20 protein-coding genes, 2 tRNA genes and 1 pseudogene are annotated in these 22749 nt (G+C 47.2%); 18 read left to right on the plus strand and 5 right to left on the minus strand.

Annotation, left to right across the window (positions count from 1 at the left end; all coding sequences use genetic code 11):
- Together BUB86_RS17935 and BUB86_RS17560 are read left to right on the plus strand one after the other, a co-directional pair.
- Positions 1–159: pseudogene (locus tag BUB86_RS17935) on the plus strand (DNA-binding protein); the annotation flags it as partial.
- 68 nt (positions 160–227) lie between these two features.
- Positions 228–329 (plus strand): smalltalk protein, encoded by a 102-nt coding sequence (locus BUB86_RS17560; RefSeq protein ID WP_175549419.1) that lies wholly within the window; start codon positions 228–230, stop codon positions 327–329.
- Between the two features lie 228 nt (positions 330–557).
- On the opposite strand, the gene BUB86_RS05265 is transcribed toward BUB86_RS17560, so the two are convergent.
- Positions 558–1124: a porin family protein gene (locus BUB86_RS05265; RefSeq protein ID WP_073206749.1), complete on the minus strand. Its 567-nt coding sequence runs from the start codon at positions 1122–1124 to the stop codon at positions 558–560.
- A 122-nt stretch (positions 1125–1246) separates the two neighbouring features.
- Positions 1247–2152 (minus strand): site-specific tyrosine recombinase XerD, encoded by a 906-nt coding sequence (gene xerD, locus BUB86_RS05270; protein ID WP_073206561.1) that lies wholly within the window; start codon positions 2150–2152, stop codon positions 1247–1249.
- Between the two features lie 93 nt (positions 2153–2245).
- Here xerD and aroQ point away from each other — a divergent pair, with 93 nt between their 5' ends.
- From aroQ to BUB86_RS05335, 13 genes are all read left to right on the plus strand, one after another.
- Positions 2246–2671 carry a type II 3-dehydroquinate dehydratase gene (gene aroQ, locus BUB86_RS05275; RefSeq protein WP_073206563.1) on the plus strand — a complete coding sequence of 142 codons (426 nt, stop codon included), beginning with the start codon at positions 2246–2248 and terminating at the stop codon, positions 2669–2671.
- Positions 2672–2674: 3 nt separating this feature from the next.
- The gene (locus BUB86_RS05280) at positions 2675–3304 is read left to right on the plus strand and encodes an O-methyltransferase (RefSeq protein WP_073206566.1); all 630 of its coding nucleotides are present in this window, start codon (positions 2675–2677) and stop codon (positions 3302–3304) included.
- A 42-nt stretch (positions 3305–3346) separates the two neighbouring features.
- Positions 3347–3682, plus strand: coding sequence for a 30S ribosome-binding factor RbfA (gene rbfA / locus BUB86_RS05285; protein WP_073206569.1), 336 nt, complete (start codon positions 3347–3349; stop codon positions 3680–3682).
- A complete protein-coding gene (locus BUB86_RS05290; protein WP_073206572.1) occupies positions 3679–4908 on the plus strand; it encodes an FtsX-like permease family protein in 1230 nt (409 codons plus the stop codon). Before rbfA ends, BUB86_RS05290 begins: the two co-directional genes overlap by 4 nt.
- Before the next feature lie 105 nt (positions 4909–5013).
- On the plus strand, positions 5014–7833 hold the full coding sequence (locus BUB86_RS05295) for a M16 family metallopeptidase (RefSeq protein ID WP_073206575.1): 2820 nt from the start codon (positions 5014–5016) through the stop codon (positions 7831–7833).
- Between the two features lie 20 nt (positions 7834–7853).
- Positions 7854–9110, plus strand: coding sequence for a methionine adenosyltransferase (gene metK / locus BUB86_RS05300; RefSeq protein ID WP_073206578.1), 1257 nt, complete (start codon positions 7854–7856; stop codon positions 9108–9110).
- Between the two features lie 6 nt (positions 9111–9116).
- The gene (locus BUB86_RS05305; protein WP_073206581.1) at positions 9117–10133 is read left to right on the plus strand and encodes a DUF4271 domain-containing protein; all 1017 of its coding nucleotides are present in this window, start codon (positions 9117–9119) and stop codon (positions 10131–10133) included.
- A 7-nt stretch (positions 10134–10140) separates the two neighbouring features.
- On the plus strand, positions 10141–10890 hold the full coding sequence (locus BUB86_RS05310; protein WP_073206584.1) for a uroporphyrinogen-III synthase: 750 nt from the start codon (positions 10141–10143) through the stop codon (positions 10888–10890).
- Positions 10891–10896: 6 nt separating this feature from the next.
- On the plus strand, positions 10897–11280 hold the full coding sequence (gene rnpA / locus BUB86_RS05315; protein ID WP_073206588.1) for a ribonuclease P protein component: 384 nt from the start codon (positions 10897–10899) through the stop codon (positions 11278–11280).
- Between the two features lie 4 nt (positions 11281–11284).
- Entirely contained in the window at positions 11285–11515 is a 231-nt protein-coding gene (gene yidD, locus BUB86_RS05320; protein ID WP_073206591.1) for a membrane protein insertion efficiency factor YidD, read from the plus strand.
- Positions 11516–11562: 47 nt separating this feature from the next.
- Entirely contained in the window at positions 11563–12861 is a 1299-nt protein-coding gene (gene tyrS / locus BUB86_RS05325) for a tyrosine--tRNA ligase (protein WP_073206593.1), read from the plus strand.
- A gap of 67 nt (positions 12862–12928) precedes the next feature.
- Positions 12929–12999: transfer RNA gene (locus tag BUB86_RS05330), tRNA-Gln, on the plus strand.
- Between the two features lie 33 nt (positions 13000–13032).
- Positions 13033–13836 (plus strand): gluconate 5-dehydrogenase, encoded by an 804-nt coding sequence (locus tag BUB86_RS05335; RefSeq protein WP_073206595.1) that lies wholly within the window; start codon positions 13033–13035, stop codon positions 13834–13836.
- Positions 13837–13911: 75 nt separating this feature from the next.
- Here BUB86_RS05335 and BUB86_RS05340 read toward each other — a convergent pair whose 3' ends face one another.
- Positions 13912–14181: an HU family DNA-binding protein gene (locus BUB86_RS05340; protein ID WP_073206597.1), complete on the minus strand. Its 270-nt coding sequence runs from the start codon at positions 14179–14181 to the stop codon at positions 13912–13914.
- 245 nt (positions 14182–14426) lie between these two features.
- Between BUB86_RS05340 and BUB86_RS05345 the strand changes: the two genes are divergently transcribed.
- The 3 genes from BUB86_RS05345 (at position 14427) to secDF (ending at position 19624) form a co-directional block, all read left to right on the plus strand.
- Entirely contained in the window at positions 14427–15374 is a 948-nt protein-coding gene (locus tag BUB86_RS05345) for a rhomboid family intramembrane serine protease (RefSeq protein ID WP_073206752.1), read from the plus strand.
- Entirely contained in the window at positions 15371–16468 is a 1098-nt protein-coding gene (locus BUB86_RS05350; RefSeq protein WP_073206600.1) for an endonuclease/exonuclease/phosphatase family protein, read from the plus strand. Before BUB86_RS05345 ends, BUB86_RS05350 begins: the two co-directional genes overlap by 4 nt.
- 114 nt (positions 16469–16582) lie before the next feature.
- Positions 16583–19624: a protein translocase subunit SecDF gene (secDF, locus tag BUB86_RS05355; protein ID WP_073206603.1), complete on the plus strand. Its 3042-nt coding sequence runs from the start codon at positions 16583–16585 to the stop codon at positions 19622–19624.
- Positions 19625–19751: 127 nt separating this feature from the next.
- Here secDF and BUB86_RS17565 read toward each other — a convergent pair.
- Positions 19752–19823, minus strand: a tRNA-Arg gene (locus tag BUB86_RS17565).
- A 50-nt stretch (positions 19824–19873) separates the two neighbouring features.
- Positions 19874–22687 carry a family 43 glycosylhydrolase gene (locus BUB86_RS05360; protein ID WP_081373114.1) on the minus strand — a complete coding sequence of 938 codons (2814 nt, stop codon included), beginning with the start codon at positions 22685–22687 and terminating at the stop codon, positions 19874–19876.
- Positions 22688–22749: the final 62 nt, after the last annotated feature.

The following is a 22749-nucleotide window of genomic DNA, read 5'->3' on the forward strand; positions in this document are numbered from 1 at the left end:
GACCTGAAGGACGAACTGGCCGCAACCGCCGTACAGATCAGCTGCTACGACCGCGACGGCAAGGAGGTGAAGCGCGTAACCAGCACCGACAGCGGCGACATCGAGAATCCCGAAGATGACGGCCCAACCGGCGGCCTCACCCCTAACCCTGGGGATTAAGGAGTAATCGGGGGTACCCCCGTACCCCCGCTACCGAAAGTACTAACCATTTAAAACAAAAAACAACTATGACCAAGAAAGAAACCATCAAATTCATCGTGCAGATTATTGCATCTGTGGCTACGGCCATACTGACTGCCCTCGGAGCTACCTCTTGCATGGGCGTATAACCTAAAATAAAAGCACTCGTTATGAGTGCTTTTTTTGGTGTGGGCCAAATGAGTGCATGCATTTTCTTTGAAGTAAGCAAGAATTTCCATATCTTTGTACCATGTTTAGTATTACGCATGCGCGTACATATAATATAAGTAAATTGAAGGTTATTTGGTTTTACACAGTATAAAAAAAATGCCCTCCCAGTTAGGGAAGGCATTCATTGTAATAATTACTATCCTAAATTAGAATGGGATCTTGTAACCAAGAGTGATTGTGAAGTAGCTGTGCTTAGAGTCACTATCCTTAGCGGCCTTAGTAATACCCCAATTGTAACGAGCGTCGAGAACAACGCCGCCGACCTCGTAAGACAGACCAACTGGTACGCTGAAAGCAAAGCCCTTAACACCATCAATATCTGCACTTGCGCCATCAGCGGTAAGCTTCTTCTTTACATTAAATCCAGGCTGAACACCGGCTTTGATAGCAAATCCACGAGCTACATAGTAGTTAGCCAGGACGGGGATGTTGATGTAGTCAAGCTTCATTGTAATACCATCGTTAATACCCTTACCCTTAGCACCCTGCATAGAATACAGAGCACCGAAACTGATCTCAAAATTCTCGGCTGCACCAACAGCAAATTCTGCACCTGCTGCCAAACCTACACGCATTTTTGTGTTATCGGCCTTTGTCATTGTAGCAAGGTTTACACCAGCCATTGGCTTAATTGACCACTGACCTACTTCGTTCTGAGCGTTTGCACTCAACGTTGCAACCATCATGGCTGCGATAAAAAATAGTTTTTTCATAATCATTGTCTTTTGTTAATTAATAGATTAATGTAAATATCACGGCGCAAAGATACGAAAATATTAAATACAAAGCACATTTTTTAACCTTTTTAACAAAAGCGGCGTTTTTTCGACAAAAATCACCTCTTCTTCATGTTCCTTGGGTGGTGCTCGAGGATTTCCTGGCGCAGGGTGCTGGTATCTACGTGGGTGTAGATCTCGGTGGTGCCGATATCCTCGTGGCCCAGCAGGGCCTGGATGAAACGCAGGTCGGCACCGCCCTCGAGCAGGGCTGTGGCAAAGGAATGACGAAGGGTGTGGGGCGAGATGGTTTTCTGAATGCCCGCTTCCTTGGCCTGGGCCTTGATCATAATAAGAATCATGGTACGCGTAAGGTGGGCTCCGCGACGATTCAGGAACACATAGTCTTCCTCGCCAGCTTTTATCTTCATCAGATTACGATCGCAGAACCAATACTTAAGCTCTTCGATAGCCTTGGGCGATATGGGCACCAGGCGCTCTTTAGAGCCTTTACCCATCACACGCACGTACTCCTCGTCGAGATACAGATCGGAAAGCTTCAGGTTTACCAGCTCGCTTACTCGCAGTCCGCATGAGAAAAGCACCTCGATGATGGCCCGATTGCGATGCCCCTCCCACTTAGAAAGGTCGATACTTGCCTCCAGGCGGTCGACCTCCTGGGTGGAGAGCACCTCGGGCAGGTGGTCGCCTATCTGTGGCGACTCGAGCAGCTCGGTAGGGTCGTCGTCGCGATAGCCATCGAGCTGTACGAACCTGAAGAAACTGCGTATGCCGCTGAGTATACGGCACTGCGAGCGGGGATGAATACCAATATCGTGCAATCCAGCAGAAAAATGTTCGAGATCCTGAAGAGTAACCTCGCAGATATCTTTCTGCTCGCGACTGAGATAATCGAGCAGTTTACGGAGGTCGCGCTGATAGGCATCGAGCGTATTGCCCGACATGTTGCGCTGCAGCTTCAGATAGCGCACATAAGCCCTTACAACATCTTTTTGGTTACTCATTTGTAAAAATTTGCTGCAAAGATACTATATTTTTTCTATATATAAAAAATATTTCGTACCTTTGCACCCGAATTAATGCATTAATAGAAAAAAATGAAGATTCTGATTATCAATGGTCCCAACCTCAACTTGTTGGGGCAACGGGAGCCAGGCATCTATGGTTCGTCATCGTTCGACAGCTATCTGCCGGAGCTGTGTAGGCGATTCGCCGACACAGCTATCGAGTACTTTCAGAGCAATGTTGAGGGTGAGCTGATCAACAAGATGCAGGAGGTGGGCTTTACCTACGACGGCATCGTGCTGAACGCAGGCGCCTACACCCACACATCTATCGCTCTGCAGGATTGCATCCGCTCGCTGAAGTGCCCTGTTATCGAGGTTCACATCTCGAACGTGCATCAGCGCGAGGAGTTCCGCCACAAGTCGATGATATCGTGCGCCTGCAAGGGCGTGATACTTGGCTTCGGTCTCGATTCATACCGTCTGGCCATTGAGGCTCTTAGAGGAGCGAAGGAGTAAGGAGTGAAGGAGTTAGAGGATTACATCCTGCAGCACACGGAGCCAGAGCCGGAGTATCTGTACCGGTTGTGGCGCGCCACCTACATACACACCATTCACGGACGTATGTCGAGCGGGCATCTGCAAGGCCGACTGCTCAAGATGCTGGTAAGGATGATTCGCCCCAAGAACATCCTGGAGATAGGCACCTTCAGCGGATACAGTGCCCTATCGATGGCTGAGGGACTGGACGAAGGTGGGCGCCTGTACACCTTCGAGATAAACGACGAGATGGAGGACTTTACCCGCCCCTGGATAGAAGGTTCGCCCTGGGCCGACAAGATTGAGTTCATCATAGGCGATGCACTACAGGAGGCCCCCAAGCTGGGCATAGAGTTCGACCTGGCCTTTATGGATGGCGACAAGCGCACCTACCAGGACTGCTACGAGATGGTGATGAGCATACTGAAGCCCGGAGGATTTATACTGGCCGACAACACGCTTTGGGACGGGCACGTGATTGACCACGCCTACGACAAAGACCGCCAGACACAGGGCATAGAGACATTTAACGACTACATAGCCCGCGACCAGCGAGTGGAGCAAGTGATACTACCCCTGCGCGACGGCTTAACACTAATAAGAAAGAAATAATGGTCAATGTTCAATGGTCAATGTTCAATAAATTAATATAACATGCAAGAGACAAGACAAAACAAAATTGCGAGAATGCTGCAGAAGGAGCTCTCGCTGATATTCCAGCAGCAGACACGCGCCATGCACGGTGTGATGATATCGGTGACACGCGCCAAGATATCACCCGACCTGAGTATCTGCACCGCCTACCTGAGCGTATTCCCCAGCGAGAAGGGCGAAGAGATACTGACCAACGTGAATGCCAACGCCAAGCAGATAAGATACGAACTGGGAACTCGCGTAAGAAACCAGATGCGTATCATCCCCGAACTGCGATTCTTTATCGACGACTCGCTCGATTATATCGAGCATATCGATGAACTGCTGAAGAAATGAATTTTCCCTTCTTCATAGCCCGAAGGTATCTGTTCTCAAAGAAATCCACTCATGCCATCAACGTGATCAGTGGAATTTCTGTGATTGGGGTTGCCGTGGCCACAATGGCGCTGGTGGTAACACTATCGGTATTCAACGGATTCCACGACATGGTAGCATCGTTCTTTACCAGCTTCGACCCGCAGCTGAAGGTGATGCCAGCCGAAGGAAAGACGATTGCGGCCGACGACCCGATACTGACAGAGATACGCCAACTGCCAGAGATAGAGGTGGCTACAGAGACCGTGGAGGACATGGCGCTGGCCATCTACCGCGGGCGACAGGCTATGGTGGTGATAAAGGGAGTAGACGACAACTTCAGCCAGCTAACCCACATCAACGAGATACTGGTGGGCGATGGCGATTTCAGTCTGCACGCAGCAGATATGGACTACGGCACCCTGGGCATACGATTGGCAGAGACGCTAGGCACAGGCTATACCTACGAAGAGCCCATACGCATATACGCCCCAAAGCGAGAAGGACAGCTGGATATGACCAATCCTGACGATGCCTTTGAAGAAGACGAGCTCTATTCGCCAGGCGTATTGTTCAACATGAAGCAGTCGCGCTACGACAAGAACTACATACTTACCAGCATCAGTTTCGCTCGCAGAATATTCGGACAGCAAGGCATGCTGTCGTCGCTCGAACTGAGACTGAAGCCCGGTAGCAACTTCGACAATGTAAAGAGCAAGATAAAGAAACTATGTGGCGAGAAGTTTGTGGTGAAAGACCGCTTTGAGCAGCAAGACGACACCTTTAAGATCATGAAGATAGAAAAGCTGATAGCCTACATCTTCCTGACCTTTATCCTGATGGTGGCATGCTTTAACATCATCGGCTCGCTATCGATGCTGATTATCGACAAGAAAGACGATGTGGTAACACTGCGCAATCTTGGCGCATCAGACAAGCAGATAGTCAGGATATTCCTATTCGAAGGCCGAATGATATCTGCCATCGGAGCCACCATAGGAATCGTTATCGGACTTACATTATGCTGGATTCAGCAACGATATGGTGTAGTGGCCTTAGGCTCATCCAGCGGCACATTTGTAATCAACGCCTACCCTGTAAGTGTGCATCCCGAGGATATCATCCTCGTGTTTATAACAGTACTCATAGTAGGTTTCCTCTCTGTATGGTATCCAGTACGCTACTTCGCTAAGCGATTATTAGTGTAGAAAAGTCAAGTTTAACGTAGCTTTAACGTAGAATATGCTGCAAATATAAAAAAAAGGTGTAACTTTGCACCCGATTATTACATTATGTAGCAACCAAAACTTAAAATGAAGATGAAGAAATTTCTATCGACCATTATGCTGACAATGTTCGGCGTAGTAGCAATGATGGCTCAGATGCAGATGCCATCAATTCCAAACGATCCCGATGTTCGCATCGGAAAACTTGACAACGGATTAACCTATTACATCCGTCACAACAACTGGCCTGAGAACCGTGCTGAGTTCTATATTGCTCAGAAGGTAGGTTCTATTCAGGAGGACGACGATCAGCGCGGTCTGGCTCACTTCCTTGAGCACATGGCCTTCAACGGATCGAAGCATTTTAAAGGCAACGAGCTGCTGCGCTGGTGCGAAAGCATCGGTGTGAAGTTTGGTACCGACCTGAATGCTTACACATCGATCGACCAGACTGTTTACAACATCAGTAACGTTCCAACAACCCGCGAGGGCATCGTAGACTCTTGTCTGCTGATTCTCTTCGACTGGGCCGACGGACTGCTGCTGGAGCAAGAGGAGATTGAGAAGGAGCGCGGCGTAATCCACGAGGAGTGGCGTCTGAGCACCGATGCCCAGATGCGTATGCTGGAGCGCGACCTGCCCAAGCTCTATCCCGGTTCTAAATATGGCTACCGCATGCCTATCGGACTGATGGAAATCATCGACAACTTTGAGCGCCCATTCCTGCAGGCATACTACGAGAAGTGGTATCGCCCCGACAACCAGGGTATCATTGTTGTAGGTGATGTTGACGTAGACAAGGTAGAACAGAAGATTAAGAATATGTTCAGCGGCATTGCACTGCCCAAGAACCCAGCAAAAGTTGAGAAATATCCTGTACCCGACAATGCTGAGCCAATCATCGTTATCGACAAGGATAAGGAGCAGCAGTACAACCTCATAATGATGATGATGAAGCACGAGGCATTCCCCGACTCGCTGAAGGGAACCATGGCCTACCTGCTGACCGACTACATGAAGGATGCTGCACTCACCATGCTGAACGACCGACTGAAAGAGTATGCCCAGAAGCCTGAGAGCCCATTCCTGCAGGCATCTACTTCGGATGGAGACTACCTGCTCTCTAGCACTGTAGACGCGCTCGATTTCAGTATCCTGCCAAAGGACGGACAGGCCGAAGCTGCACTCGAGGCTGTACTCACCGAGGCACGCCGTGCTGCTGAGTTCGGATTCACTCCTACAGAGTACAACCGCTTTAAGGCCGACTTCCAGAGCAGCCTCGACAAGCAGTATTCTAACAAGGACAAGCGATTCAACCGTCAGTTCGTAAACCAGTATGTTCAGCACTTCCTGGCTAAAGAGCCCATTCCAAGCATCGACTATACTCACGAGACGATGAAGCAGATTATACCGGTTATCCCCATCGAGGCAGTCAACGCACAGATTAAGGAGCTGGTATCTCAGAACGACAGCAACCTCGTATTGTTGAACTTCAACAATGAGAAGGAGGGCGCCACATATCCTACTGAGGACGGTTTCAAGAAGGCCATCGCTGCTGCACGCGCTGCACAGATCGAGGCATATGTTGACAACGTGAAGGACGAGCCTCTGATGACTACCCTGCCTAAGAAGGGCAAGATTAAGAAGGAGACTAAGAACGATAAGTTCGGATACACAGAGCTGACACTCTCGAACGGCGTGAAGGTTGTTCTGAAGAATACCGACCTGAAGAAAGACCAGGTCATACTGCGTGCCGAAGGCTTCGGAGGTTCAGCACTCTACGGAGAGAAGGACTTTGCCAACATCAAGATGTTCGACGACGTGATTGAGGCCAGCGGACTTGGAAACTTCTCGCACACAGAACTCGAGAAGGCCTTGGCTGGTAAGATTGCCAGTGCAACGCTCACAATGAGCACATACCGCCAGCTCATCAGCGGTAGCTCTACTCCAAAGGATGTTGAGACCATGCTGCAGCTGGTTTACCTCTACTTCACCAACATCAATAAGGACCAGAAGTCGTTCGACAACACAATGACCCTTGTTGAGACCGTGCTGAAGAACCGCCTGTTGGAGCCAGAGAATGTATTTAACGACTCGTTAAACGCAACTCTGAATAGTCACAACCCACGCTTCAGCACCATAGAAGCAGCCGACCTGAAGAACGTAGACTACGACCGCGTTCTGCAGATTGCAAAGGAGCGCACAGCTAACGCTGCTGCCTACGAGTTCACCATCATCGGTAACTTCGACGAGGCAACCATCCGTCCGCTCATCGAGCAGTACATCGCTTCGCTGCCTGCACAGAAGAAGGTGGTTAAGAGCAAGGAAGTTGACACCGACTTCACTGGCAAGCTTGTAAACAGCTTCAAGCAGAAGGCCGAGACTCCAAAGGCCATGGCAACTATGTACTGGTATTCTAAGGACATTCCTTATACTCTTGAGAATAGCGTAAAGGCAACCATCGCAGGACAGATCCTGATGATGGAATATCTGAAGAAGATACGCGAGGATGCCAGCGCTGCCTATACCGTTGGTGCTGGTGCCAACATGACCCGCAACGACTTTGGTTCACAAGTTTACCTCCTTGCCAGATGCCCCATGAAGCCAGAAAAGGCAGATGTTGCAACACAGATTATGCGCGACGAGGTGAACAACATGACTAAGACCTGCGATGCCGACAAGCTGCAGAAGGTTAAGGAGTATCTGCTGAAGAACCTGGGCGACCAGCGCAAGCAGAACAGCTACTGGCTTGGACGCATCAACACATGGCGCAAGTACAATCTGGACTTCGACACCGACTACGAGAAAGTGGTTAACGCCCAGACTACTGAGTCCATCAGTGCATTTGTAGCCGAACTGCTGAAGGCAGGTAACGCTGCAGAGGTAATCATGATGCCCGCAGAATAGTATTAATTAAAATATAAAGAATGAGTTATCTATTTTCATCAGAATCAGTATCTGAGGGCCATCCAGATAAGGTGGCCGATCAGATATCTGATACAATACTAGACCAGTTCCTGGCATACGACCCGAAGGCGCGCTGCGCCATCGAGTCGTTTGTCACTACAGGTCAGGTAGTAATCATGGGTGAGGTCCGCAGTGATGTATATATCGACCTGCAGACCCTGGCCCGCAATACCATCAAACGCATTGGCTATACCAAAGCAGAGTATCAGTTCGACGGTGATTCGTGTGGAATCCTGAGTGCTATCCACGAGCAAAGCGCCGACATCAACCGCGGTGTTGATAACGGCAACGAGGACGAACAGGGAGCCGGAGACCAGGGTATGATGTTTGGTTATGCTACTAACGAGACAGAAAGCTACATGCCAGTAAGTCTCGACTTGGCTCACCTGATTATGCGCACACTTGCCGATATCCGCAAGGAGGGTAAGGAGATGACCTATCTGCGCCCAGATGCCAAAAGTCAGGTAACAGTACAGTACTCGGACGAGGGAATCCCCGAGCGTATCGACACCATCGTTGTATCAACACAGCACGATGAATTCGATGAGGACGAGAAGATGCTGGCCAAGATCAAGGACGACGTGATCAACATCCTGATTCCAAGAGTTAAGAAACAGATTAACTCGCAGAAGGTGCTCGACTTGTTCGGACTCGACATCAAGTACTACGTGAACCCAACAGGTAAGTTTGTTATCGGTGGCCCTCATGGCGACACAGGTCTTACTGGCCGTAAGATTATTGTAGACACTTACGGAGGTAAGGGTGCCCACGGAGGTGGTGCCTTCTCAGGCAAGGATTCATCGAAGGTTGACCGCAGTGCAGCCTATGCAGCCCGTCATATCGCCAAAAACATGGTTGCTGCAGGTGTAGCCGACGAGATGCTGGTACAGATTAGTTACGCCATTGGTGTGGCTAAGCCTATGAACATCTACGTGAATACCTACGGCCGTAGCAACGTACAGATGAGTGATGGCGAGATTGCCAAGAAGATAGAGAAACTCTTCGATTTGCGTCCGAAAGCCATCGAGCGCACACTGAAACTGCGCCAGCCCATGTACAGCGAGACAGCTGCCTATGGACACATGGGGCGTAAGTGTGAAGTTGTGAAGAAGACCTTTACCAGCCACTACCACGAAACAAAGACCATCGATGTGGAGTTGTTTACATGGGAGAAGCTGGACCGTGTTGAGGACATACGTAAAGAGTTCGGACTATAATCGAATATGTTGCAGAACGATAGCATCCTAACTACTATATCTACTGCACGTACAGATACGATAGCAGTACATTCGGCAAAACCGCAGACACCCTACGAGGTGCTGCGGTTGTTGCCTAAAGATGCTACACCCGCCCAACAGGACTCAGCCATACAGGAATGGTTCGAGCCCAAAGAAATCCACTATAGCAGTAGGCCCGACACACTACATCTGCCTGGTCAGGAAAGACCTCGCGACCTGAAGGAAGTAAATCTTCCACATTATTATCGTGAGAATTTCTTTTCGAACAACACGATGTACCATCCAGAGTTGAGTACAGAACGAATTGGCACATCAGGCACCCCAATCCCCTACTCTTTTCAGAATGATAGCTTTGTAACAGGCATACTCATCATCTGTTTCCTACTCATCACCTTCGTTCTGTCACGAATATCAGATTTCCTGCTGCGACAAGCTAAGCATTTCTTCTCAACCCAGAAGTCAGAACAGACACTTACAGAAACCGGAAGCGAAATCAAGTTCCAATTCCTGTTTCTGTTTATCACATGTTTGCTTTATGCCCTACTCTATTTCTTCTACACCACCCATTTCATTGCCAACACCTTTATCTTCTCATCAGAATACATACTATTGGTCATCTTTAGTGGGGCAATAATTAGCTACATGGTCATTAGAATGTTGTTGTATACAATCGTCAACAATACATTCTTTACCAATAAGAAAAATTTACAATTACAAGAGTCATTACTACTCATAACCTCGTTAGAGGGAGTAGCATTATTCCCATTAGTACTACTGATGGCATATTTCCAATATCCACTTCAAAATGCCATCATTTATACCGTAACTATACTAATTTTTGCCAAAATACTAACATTTTATAAGTCTTATACTATCTTTTTTAATCAAAAAGGTGGTTTTCTACAAATATTTTTGTACTTTTGTGCCCTCGAAATGATACCTTTAATTGTGCTTTGGAGCGGATTACTGGTAATAACAGAAAATTTGAAAATAAATATTTAGGACACATATGATCAAAAAGATTCTGGTTTCACAACCCAAACCATCTAGTGAGAAGTCGCCATATTTCGATATTGCGAACAAGTTTGGTGTTGAATTGGTTTTCCGTCCATTCATCAAGGTGGAGGGAATCAGCTCAAAGGATTTCCGTGCACAGAAGGTGAGCATTTTGGATCACACTGCCATTGTATTCACCTCACGTCATGCTATTGACCATTTCTTCAACATGGCCAAGGAACTCAGAATTAACATTCCTGAGGACATGAAGTATTTCTGTGTTACCGAGACTATCGCACTGTACATCCAAAAATATGTTCAGTACAGAAAGCGCAAGATATTCTTTGGCGAGACAGGTCGTATTGACGATCTGATTCCAACAATGGTGAAGCACAAGACTGAGAAGTATCTCGTTCCACTGAGCGACGTACATACCGACAGCCTTGCAAATCTGCTTGACTCAAAGAAGTTGCAGCACACCGAGTGCGTTATGTACAAGACCGTGAGCAACGACTTCACTGAGGAAGAGGTAAAGAACTTCGATTATGACATGCTGATTTTCTTCAGCCCTGCAGGAATCGAATCGCTGACCAAGAACTTCCCCAACTTCAAGCAAGACAAGATTGCTATCGCCACTTTTGGTCCTGCAACAGCAAAGGCAGCTAAGGAAGCAGGGTTGCGTTTGGATATCGAAGCTCCTAACGAGAAATACCCATCGATGACTGGTGCTCTACAGCACTACCTGTTTGAAATACAAGATTAAGGATTGATGACGACGGCTCCTACATTCAAGAAAGAGGAGCGCATCGTCAGCAATCTGCTGATAGAAACGCTCTTTGAGAAAGGCAACAGCCAGTCGCTGGCAGCCTATCCTCTAAGAGCGGTATATCTAAAAACCGAGCATCGCGAAGGATGTGCCCCCGTACAACTACTGATCAGCGTACCAAAGAAAAAGTTCAAGCATGCCGTTGACAGGAACAGAGTTAAGCGACAGATACGCGAGGCATATCGCAAGAATAAGGCATTACTCGAAGGCACAGTAGCCGAAGGAAAAATGCTTTTGATTGCCATCATCTGGTTGAGCGATAAGCACTTCGCCACTAACGAAGTAGAGAAAAAAGTGATAAGCCTTCTGAAACAAATGGCAAAATAAAAACATGAAGAAGCTATCACACTACATATCTATATTATTGGTATTGCCAATACGCTTTTACCAGATATGCATATCTCCACTTCTAGGTCCCTCATGCCGATTCACTCCCACATGCAGCGAATATGCCAAGCAAGCCATTATGAAACATGGCCCCATAAAGGGGTTGGCCCTTGCTATCTGGCGAATACTGAGATGCAACCCATGGGGCGGATCAGGCTACGATCCAGTGCCATAGATTACCAGATATACCAGAAGTACTAGAAATAATAGAATAAAAGATATATGAAGAAAAATTTTGTAGAAGAACTGAAATGGCGCGGTATGCTGGCACAAATGATGCCAGGAACTGAAGAACTGCTCCAGAAAGAGATGGTAACAGCATATCTGGGTACCGATCCAACAGCCGATTCGCTGCATATCGGACACCTTTGCGGTATCATGATGCTCCGTCACCTTCAGCGTTGCGGACATCGTCCGGTGATTCTTGTTGGTGGTGCCACCGGTATGATTGGCGACCCCTCAGGTAAGAGCCAGGAGCGCAATCTGCTTAACGACGAGACACTTCGACACAACCAGGAGTGCATCAAGAAGCAGGTAGCTAAATTCCTCGACTTTGAGTCGAAGGAGCCAAATGCTGCTATTATGGTAAACAACTACGACTGGATGAAGGACTTTACTTTCCTTGATTTCGCTCGTGAGGTTGGTAAGCACATTACTGTAAACTATATGATGGCTAAGGAGAGCGTACAGCAGCGCCTGAACGGTACTGCCCGCGACGGTCTCTCATTCACAGAGTTCACCTATCAGCTTCTTCAGGGTTACGACTTCCTGTATCTCTACCAGCATCTTGGCGTAAAGCTTCAGTTGGGCGGTAACGACCAGTGGGGCAACATGACTACAGGTACAGAGCTTATCCGCCGCACACTTGGCAACGAGGTTGAGACATTTGCCCTCACCTGCCCTCTTATCACCAAGAGCGACGGTAAGAAGTTCGGTAAGACAGAAAGCGGTAACATCTGGCTCGATCCAGTGCGCACCACCCCATATAAGTTCTACCAGTTCTGGCTCAACGTGAGCGACGACGATGCTGAGCGCTATATCAAAATCTTCACATCGCTCGAGAAAGACGTGATCGACGCACTCGTAGAGGAGCACAAGCAGGATCCTGGCCGCCGTGTACTGCAGAAGCGCCTGGCAGAAGAGGTAACCGTAATGGTTCACTCTCAGGAGGCTCTCGACACTGCTATCGAGGCATCAAATATCCTGTTTGGCAAATCAACCAAGGAAGGACTTGAGAAACTTGACGAGCAGACACTGCTCGATGTATTCGACGGCGTGCCTCAGTTCGAAATCTCAAAGGATCAGCTTGGTCAGCCCGCTATCGAACTGCTCACCACTGCAGCACCAGTATTCCCATCAAAGGGCGAAATGCGCAAGATGGTTCAGGGTGGAGGCGTATCGCTGAACAAGGAGAAAATTACCGATCAGAATCGCGCAATCACAGCCGAGGATCTGATTGACGGCAAATATCTTCTGGCCCAGAAAGGTAAGAAGAATTACTACTTACTGATAGTAAAATAATAATAAGGTGGTAAAAATTTGGCGGATTGCCAAAAATTTACTACCTTTGCACCCGCATAGGATGCATTGGACGATGGTGTAATGGTAACACTACAGGTTTTGGTTCTGTCATTCCCGGTTCGAATCCGAGTCGTCCAACTACTAAAGAACAAATTCTAAAACAAACGAATTATGGCAAATCTATTTTCATTAGAAGGTAAGAATGCATGGATTACTGGTGCATCTTACGGAATTGGTTTCAACATTGCTAAGGCATTTGTTGCAGCAGGTATTAAGACAATTATCTTCAACGACATTAACGAAGCTGCCCTACAGCGCGGTCTCGACAACTACAAAGAGGCTGGCATCGACAACGTTAAGGGTTATGTATGCGACGTTACCGACGAGAACGCTGTTAAGGCTCTCGTAGAGAAGATTCACGCTGAGGTTGGTCAGATCGACATTCTGGTAAACAATGCAGGTATCATCAAGCGCATTCCTATGCACGAGATGAAGCGTGCCGAGTTCCAGCAGGTAATCGATATCGACTTGGTTGGTCCATTTATCTGTTCATCGGCCGTTATTCCTGAGATGATGGAGCGCCGCGAGGGTAAGATTATCAATATCTGCTCAATGATGTCTGAGCTGGGACGTGAGACTGTTTCTGCATATGCAGCAGCCAAGGGTGGCCTGAAGATGCTTACTCGCAACATCTGCTCTGAGTATGGTGAGTATAACATCCAGTGTAACGGTATTGGCCCTGGTTATATCGCTACTCCACAGACAGCTCCTCTGCGTGAGCGTCAGGCCGACGGTAGCCGCCATCCATTCGACTCATTCATCTGCGCCAAGACTCCTGCCGGACGTTGGCTCGATCCTTCAGAGTTGGGTGGCCCTGCTGTATTCCTTGCTTCACATGCATCAGATGCAGTTAACGGACACGTACTCTATGTTGATGGTGGAATCTTGGCTTACATCGGCAAGCAGCCTAAATAAGCACACTTGATACACAAAATAAATAATGGGGACCCTGAAAAGGATCCCCAAAATTTTTATTTACAATTTTGTAAATTAGAGAGCAGCAGTAAGCTCTGCACCAGCCTTGAACTTAGCAACCTTCTTAGCAGCAATATTAATCTTCTGCTTTGTCAGAGGATTGATACCCTCACGAGCAGGGCGCTCGCTTACACTGAATGTACCGAAACCTACGAGAGCAATCTTGTCACCCTTTGCCAGAGCGTCCTTAATAGCTACTACTGTTGCGTCGAGAGCTTTCTTAGCGTCAACCTTTGAGATGCCTGCACCTGCTGCAATCTTCTCTACCAATTCTGTTTTGTTCATAATCTTTAAAATTTTAATGAATTATTAATAGTAATAACTGTTGTATAGTCGAAATCTGTCGCAAATATAAAGCAAAGTATTCAAACAAACAACAAAAAAACAGAAAAAATTCGTTTTTTGATAAAAAATAGTTGTATTCGCGCACTTTTTGGCCTTTAAAACAGATATTTTTAGTAATTTTGCCGCCAAAAGATAACAAAAGGCGTATTTGCCGAATAATTATTAATTAATAAGTAAAAGTTATGATGTTCCGCATACCACCCATTACAAAGAATCTGCTTATCATTAACCTGATAGCATTCTTAGCTACCGTAGTTTTGCAACTGCGAGGTGTAGACTTGGCAGATATTGGAGGTCTGCATTTCTTTATGGCAAACGACTTCCATTACTATCAGTTCATCACCTATTTATTTCTTCACGCCAATTTTATGCATATTCTCAGCAATATGTTTGGCCTATGGATGTTTGGTTGTGTCATCGAAAACGTATGGGGGCCAAAGAAATTCCTTTTTTATTACATTACATGTGGCATTGGAGCCGGAATCCTACAGGAAATAGCTCAATTGGGACAGTTCTATATGACTATCACCGCTCAAGACCCAAGTGTTACTTTTAGCGAGATATTTGCTATTGGTCAGCAACTAAGCGGACAACTTAATGCCTGGACCACCATTGGTGCATCAGGTGCGGTATATGCAGTAATCCTAGCATTCGGTATGACATTCCCCAACGAGCGATTGTTTATCATTCCATTCCCCTTCCCTATCAAGGCCAAGTGGTTTGTATTAGGATATGTGGCCATCGAGTTCTTCTCGGCCTTAGGTTCTAGCGGCGATGGCGTGGCTCACACGGCTCACCTTGGCGGCATGCTTTTCGGATTCCTGATGATTCGTTATTGGAATCGCCATCCTAACTCTGGATTCGATCGCGGTCGCGGCCAACAGTTCTTTGAGAACTTGAAGCGCAACTTTGAGCAGCGCCAGAGCAATCAGGGTAGCGGATATAGCAATCCCAATATGCATGCCAATCGTGGCAGCAGAGCTACCAAGGACGACGATATGGAGTTCAACGCCCGCAAACGCCAGAATCAGGCAGAAATCGACGCTATTCTTGACAAGATACGCAAGAGTGGTTATGATAGTCTTACAAAAGAAGAGAAGAAACGACTCTTCGATGCAAGCAACCAGTCATGATTAAGCAGCTGAAAACGCTTACTGTCAACATGGTAGCAGGAGCCAACGTGGCTACAATCCTGCTCATGGTTCTAGCAGGATATGCCGACCGCATAAACCCTGTTGAGCACCCCATGCTATCGTGTATGGGCATGACATTCCCTATATTTCTTATTGCCAACATGCTGTTTGTATTCTTCTGGCTCACGTTCAAGTGGCGCAGAGTGTGGATTCCCATTGTGGGCTATATCATTGTATACGGTCCGCTTACGCTCTACATGCCTCTGCATCTTGCTCAGGAGGAACCTAAGGAAGGTACAATAAAAATCATATCCTACAACGTTTGCACCTATGGCGGTAACTATAAGTACGAACAAGGATTTGAAACCGTTTACGACTACCTGAGTCGGCAAAACGCCGACATAGCTTGTCTGCAAGAAGACGTTGACACCTGGCGCCGATACGTCAAGAACTGGTACGAAAAGATCTACCCGTACAACGATACCGTCATCTTCAACCCTAACGATGGGGCTATCAATGGCGTAGGCATTCACACGCGTTTTCCTATTATCAGGAGAGAACGCATACCTTATGAGTCGCACGCCAATGGTTCTGTTGCCTATTTTTTAAAGGTTAACAAAGACACTATCATCGTGATTAACAACCACTTAGAGGGAACACACCTCAGCAATGAGGAGCGCGACAGATACAAGCAGATGATATCGGGCAAAATGGAGAAGGATACTGCTAAGGCCGAGACGCTCTACCTGTTCGAAAAACTGGGCAAATATGCCGCAATACGTGCTCCTGAAGCCGAGGCTGTACACGAGTTTATCGAGGCCCATAAAGAGTACCCGATAATCGTGTGCGGCGACTTCAACGACAACCCCATTTCGTACGCTCATCGCACCATCGCGAAGGGGTTAACCGACTGCTATGAAGCCACTGGAAAAGGCATCGGTTTGTCATATAATCAGAAAGGATTTTATGTGCGCATTGACAACATTTTGGTGTCAAGTCACTTTGAGCCATATAACTGCCGAATTGACAATAAAATGGACGCAAGTGACCATTATCCCATCATTTGTACCCTAAAAATGAAGGATAACCCCTAAAATTCTAACGAATTTTGCCAATAAATTTTTCCTTGTGAAAAAAAAAGCCTATATTTGCACGCTATTTTATACGCGAACAAAATAAATTATAAATATACAACAATTAAAATCAAAATGCAAAACAAAGGAATTGTAAAATTTATCGCAGTGCTTTTGGTTCTCGTGTGCTGCTTCTACCTTTCCTTCTCGTTCGTAACACGCCATTACGAAAGTAAGGCTGCTGCTATGGGCGAAGAGGCAGGTGCGGAGTACCTCGATTCAATCAACAACGAGAAGGTGTACATGGGCATCTATTCTCTTAAGCAGTGCCGTGAGATGGAAATTGGCCTGGGTCTAGACCTGAAGGGCGGTATGAACGTAATTCTTGAGGTATCAGTACCTGATGTGGTTGACGTACTTGCTGACCACAAGACCGATGCCGCCTACAAGAAGGCTATGGAGCTGGCCAAGAAGGAAGAGGAGACAAGTCAGAACGACTTCATCTCTCTGTTCATTAAGTATTGGAAGCAGGAAGGCAACGGCCGTCCACTTGCTGCCATTTTTGCTACCCAGCAGATGAAGGGCAAGGTTAGCACATCGTCAAGCGACTCAGAAGTTGAGAACGCTCTTCGTGCCGAGGTGCAGAGTGCCGTTGATAACTCATTCAATGTAGTTCGTAACCGTATCGATAAGTTCGGCGTTGTACAGCCAAACATCCAGAAGCTTGAGGGCCAGAGCGGCCGTATCATGGTTGAGATGCCTGGTATCAAGGAGCCTGAGCGTGTTCGTAAGCTCCTCCAGGGTTCAGCTAACCTTGAGTTCTGGGAGACATACAACTCACAGGAGGTTACTCCTCTGCTCTCTCAGCTCAACCAGCGTTGGGCAGCTCAGGGTGGCGAGGTAGTAGAAGATTCTGCTGCTGTAGACAGTGTTGCTACTGCTGCCGTTGCTGATAGTGCTAAGGCTACAACTGGCGATCTGGCATCTAAGCTGGCTAAGAAGGATAACGCTAAGGACAACAAGGCTCTTGAGCAGGCTAAGAAGCAGAACCCTCTGTTCTCTATCTTCCAGCCTACACAGGGCAACTCACTGGCCGTAGTTGGTTATGCTAACGCTCGCGATACTGCCGAGATTAACAAGATTATCTACTCTGAACTGGCTAACCGCATCTTCCCTGCCGAGCTGAAACTTCGCTGGGGTGCTCAGCCAGAGGACTTCGGAGGTCAGAATACTAAGGGCGACATCTTTGAGCTCTATGCTCTGAAGGTTACTGAGCCTTCAGGTCGTGCTCCACTGGAGGGTGATGTTATCACCAGCGCTAAGGACGACTTCGACCAGATGGGTCACCCTTCTGTATCAATGCAGATGAACTCTGACGGTGCACGTCGCTGGAGCCAGATCACAAAGCAAAACATCGGTAAGGCCGTAGCTATCGTGCTCGACGATGCCGTTTACTCTGCTCCACGTATCCTCACTCAGATTGACGGTGGTAACTCTCAGATTACTGGTAACTTCACCATCGAGGCTACTAAGGACCTTGCTAACACTCTGAACTCTGGTAAGATGCCAGCTCCTACACGTATCGTACAGGAGGAGGTTGTTGGTCCTTCACTCGGTGCTCAGTCAATCCAGCAGGGTATCATCTCGTTCATCGTTGCATTCGTGCTGCTGATGATTTACATGATCATGCTTTACGGCTTTGTTCCTGGTATCCTTTCAGATATCGCACTGCTGTTCAACCTGTTCTTCACTCTGGGTATTCTCACCTCGTTCCAGGCCGCTCTTACAATGCCTGGTATCGCCGGTATCGTACTTACTCTGGGTACTGCAGTTGACGCCAACGTGCTTATCTATGAACGTATCAAGGAGGAGCTGAAGAAGGGTCTTGGTGTAAAGGAGGCTCTGAACAAGGGTTACTCTAACGCTTTCAGCGCTATCTTCGACTCTAACTTCACTTCACTGATTACTGGTATCATCCTGCTCTACTTCGGTACAGGTCCTGTTAAGGGATTCGCTACCACTTGGATCATCGGTATTGTTATCTCATTCTTCACAGCTGTTTACCTCACACGTGTGGTTTACGATTACATGCTGAGCAAGGATAAGTGGACAAACCTCACCTTCGTAACTGGTTACTCTAAGAACCTGATGCAGAACGCTAAGTTCAACTTCATGGGTTCATATAAGAAGACTTATGGTATCTGGGCTGCTGCAGCTGTAGTTTGCATTGGTTCGTTCTTTGTTCGCGGCTTGAGCCAGAGCATCGACTTCACCGGTGGTCGTAACTACGTAGTAACACTCGACAACCAGACTCCTGTTGAGGAGGTTCGTAAGGCTATGGCCGGTGCATTCATCAACACCATTGGCGAGAAGGCTAATCAGGAGGCTAACACCTCTGTTATCGCTCTGGGTACTGATGGTAAGACCGTTCGTATCTCTACCAACTGGGATATCGAGAGCAACAATCCTGAGGTTGACGACAAGGCTGAAACAATCCTGTTCAATGCTCTGAAGAAGGCTGGTCTCGTTAGCCAGTCAAGCGTAGAGAAGTTCAAGAATCCTGATGTTCGCGAGGGTGGTTCAATCATCAGCTCTGCCAAGGTAGGTCCTTCAGTAGCTAAGGATATCACTCACGGTGCTATCATCAGCGTATGTATCGCTCTGATTGCTATCTTCCTCTACATCCTGCTGCGTTTCCGCAACCTTGCATTCTCAGTAGGTGCAGTTGTAGCTCTGGCTCTGGATGCTCTGCTCGTAATCGGTGTTTACTCACTGTGCTGGGGCTGGGTTCCAATGTCGCTCGAGATCGACCAGGTATTCATCGGTGCTATCCTTACCGTTATCGGTTACTCTATCAACGATAAGGTGGTTGTATTCGACCGTATCCGTGAGAACCTTGGCCTCTACGCTAAGCGCGACCGTCAGCAGCTGTTCAACGAGTCACTAAACCAGACTCTGGCTCGTACCATCAACACCTCTGTAACCACTCTGATTGTGCTGCTGGCTATCTTCATCCTTGGTGGTGATAGCATCCGCTCGTTCTCTCTGGCCATGATTCTTGGTGTTGTATTCGGAACTCTCAGCTCACTGTTCATCGCTGCTCCTACAGCATTCCTGTGGATGGGCCGCACCATCAAGGACGATGAGACTCTGCCTGAGGCTCCTGCTGCAAAGTAAATAGAACTTTTATAGCATTATTGTCATAAATGAGAGCTGCATTCCAACATCGGAGTGCAGCTCTTTTTTTATTGCCATCATAAAAAAAATACACGTACGCATACGCGCACGTGTACATAAATAAGAGTACCCCGACCGCGAATCGAACGCGGAACTAAGTCTTAGGAGGACCTTGTTATATCCATTTAACTATCAGGGCAGCGTGTGTTTCTGCGTGCAAAGGTACGAGTTTTCCGTCAATCAACCAAACTATTGGGCAAAATTCTGCTCGAAACAGTCGAATTGGGCCATCGATGATGAGGTTTTACGCCTAGACTTGACTTGGTCTGTAGGCTCATAGCAGAACAAACCTACACGGATACCCTTCCAATATCCTCCTCGCATGCTGAAAGACGAACCAGCAGGATGATAATTTCTGCCATCAAAACTATAATAGAACTGGTGGCGATTCTGTTCTGAATCATTGGCAACCTTTAACCACACTTCTTTATATATACCTTTTTTTATCACCTTGCGCTTTCCACCAAACTCCACAAAAACTCCGTTTTTACAGAGCCCTACGCCACAAAACAGCTTTCCAGAACAGAAGAGACCGGCATAACTGGAACCTGAGACACTCACCTTGGTGATACTCTCACTTTGAAATCCAACAACTTTTTGAGTTAACATATTTCTAACCTGCTTTAAACTATCAGCAGGAAGTGCCTTAAGTGTGAGCCATCCCTTACGGTCAGTAAGATTCCAATGTGTATCAACAGGATTATGATTCCACTGCCATTGTAAACCCAATGAACCAGAGAAGTCGTCAGAGGTTTTCAAAGGGGTTGATACGGGCGATGAAATTGGCTTTTTCCATGCAGCAACTGGCTCACCTACACCGTTCTTGTCGTAATCTACGCCAATGACAGGCCAATCTGCCTCCCAACGGGCTGGCTGCAGATGAACCACACGCCCCAAAACAGGTGTCTCCTGAAAGTGGTAGAACCACCACGAACCATCGGGCGCATCTACAAGTGCACCTTGATGAGGACCATTTATCCGTGTAGAACCTTGCTCTAACACAATACGTCCCTCATAAGGGCCATAGATACTACGAGAACGCAATACTGTTTGCCAACCAGTACCTACACCTCCCTCTGGAATGATCAGATAATAGTAGCCATGCCGTTTCATAAACTTTGTTCCTTCGGCTACAGGACCTTCGTAAACTGTCTTACCCTCATCGAGCAGTGTTTTACCATCTGCCGACATGCGATGAACGATAATCGGACCTGCTCCATACTGACTACGGCCTAGATAAGCCTGTCCATCTTCATCCCAGAACGGGCACGGATCCTCCCACTTGGCCACGCGCTTAACAAGATGCAAAGGCGCCCAAGGGCCTTTAGGATCTTTAGCTGTAGACATATAGAGTCCTTCTTCGGGCGTACAGAAGTAGACGTAGAAAAGACCATTATGATAGCGAATACTTGGCGCCCACGAACCACCGGCATAATGCTGGTTTGCATCCCACCCCGGCTCATCAAAACGATGATAAATCTGGCTGATATAGCGCCAGTTCACCATATCATCGCTCTTCAGTACCTGCATTCCCATAAAGTGGAAATCAGAAGCCACCATATAATATTTATTTCCCACGCGGATAACGTCGGGATCAGAGAAATCGGCATTAAGTACAGGATTATGATAGGTGCCATCACCCTGATCTCCCCACCCCTGAGCATCAACCTCAACAAAATCAGGGCGCACATCTGGTTCATCAGTTAGAATATTTACATTTTCAAACTGTACATTACGAGCATGACGCACATAGAATCCCTTGGCTGGCAGATTGCCCCACATGGTTGCCTCAGGATAACTAGAAGCCTTTTCATTGGCGATAGAATCAGCAATTTCCGCTAACTGAGAAGTCTTTACCCCACCCTTATGATGCAGCGTAATATTAGAAAGCCACACGTTACGAACAGGATGACCAGGCAATCCTGTTACCGAACAGCCCATAGAGCCTGCATGACGAATCTGAACATTATCAATCCTAACGCCATCTATATGTCCCACATGGTCAATATGCAGCCCCGCCTTATAACCTCGACCACGATTGCCCAAACGGACAAAGATGGGCGATTCCGTTCCCTCTACAGTAAAATCAGAGATATTAACGTTCTCCATCACACCTCCGTCAACTATTTCGAGCGAAACAGCAGATGAACCAATCCACTGCCCGAAGAACTTTTCGTGCTGATTGTAACTAGGTTTCACCACGATGCCGCTGATATTGATATTACGGAAACCACCATTTGTCTCAGTACCCAACTTCACAGCGTTACAATGACTCGACACCACACAATCGCTGATACGCACATTCTCGCAAAGGCGTGGCGAAGTGCTTTTAAGCGTAATTCCGTCATCATCGCTATCAGCTATCATCCCCCGCACTATTACCTCGTGGCAACCATCTATATCGAGTGCATCATTATTATAATTGTTGCGATTAAAAACCTTAATTCCATTGATAATAAGGCGATCGCAGGCCAGATAGTGCTGCATCCAGCAACCTGAATTACGTAATGTAACACCCCGCACCATAATATCCTGACTCTGGATGAAACGAATGAGATGTGGACGGGTGATGCCCTCATCGTTCCACGATAGTTTCTTGAAAGCCCTACCACGACCATCGATAGTACCCAAACCATCGATCGACACATCCTGAACACCATCGGCATAGATGAGCTGAATGGTTGTAGTCTGCGTGCGGAGCGACAAATAATCCGATTTCATCGGGATATAATCATCTAATCGGGTACTTCCAAAGAGCGTAGCACCCTGTTCCAGATAAAGATGCACATGGCTTTTAAGTTGTATGGTACCTATTTTGTACATACCAGCAGGAACCACCACTCTACCTCCACCTGCCTGCGAACAAGCATTGATAGCACTCTGAAGTGCATGAGTACTAAGCACTGTGGTGTCGTTTTTGGCACCATAATCCTTGATGTTATAGTCGGCTGCGTGCATAGATAATGCACACGCTGACATGAGAATAGTTACAATTACTTTCATATATGTTGCAAAGTTAAACAATTCAGCGTAATAACGTAGCTTTAATGATGGTTTTTTACTAT

It is taken from the genome of Xylanibacter ruminicola, assembly GCF_900142525.1.
Lineage (GTDB): Bacteria > Bacteroidota > Bacteroidia > Bacteroidales > Bacteroidaceae > Prevotella > Prevotella ruminicola_A.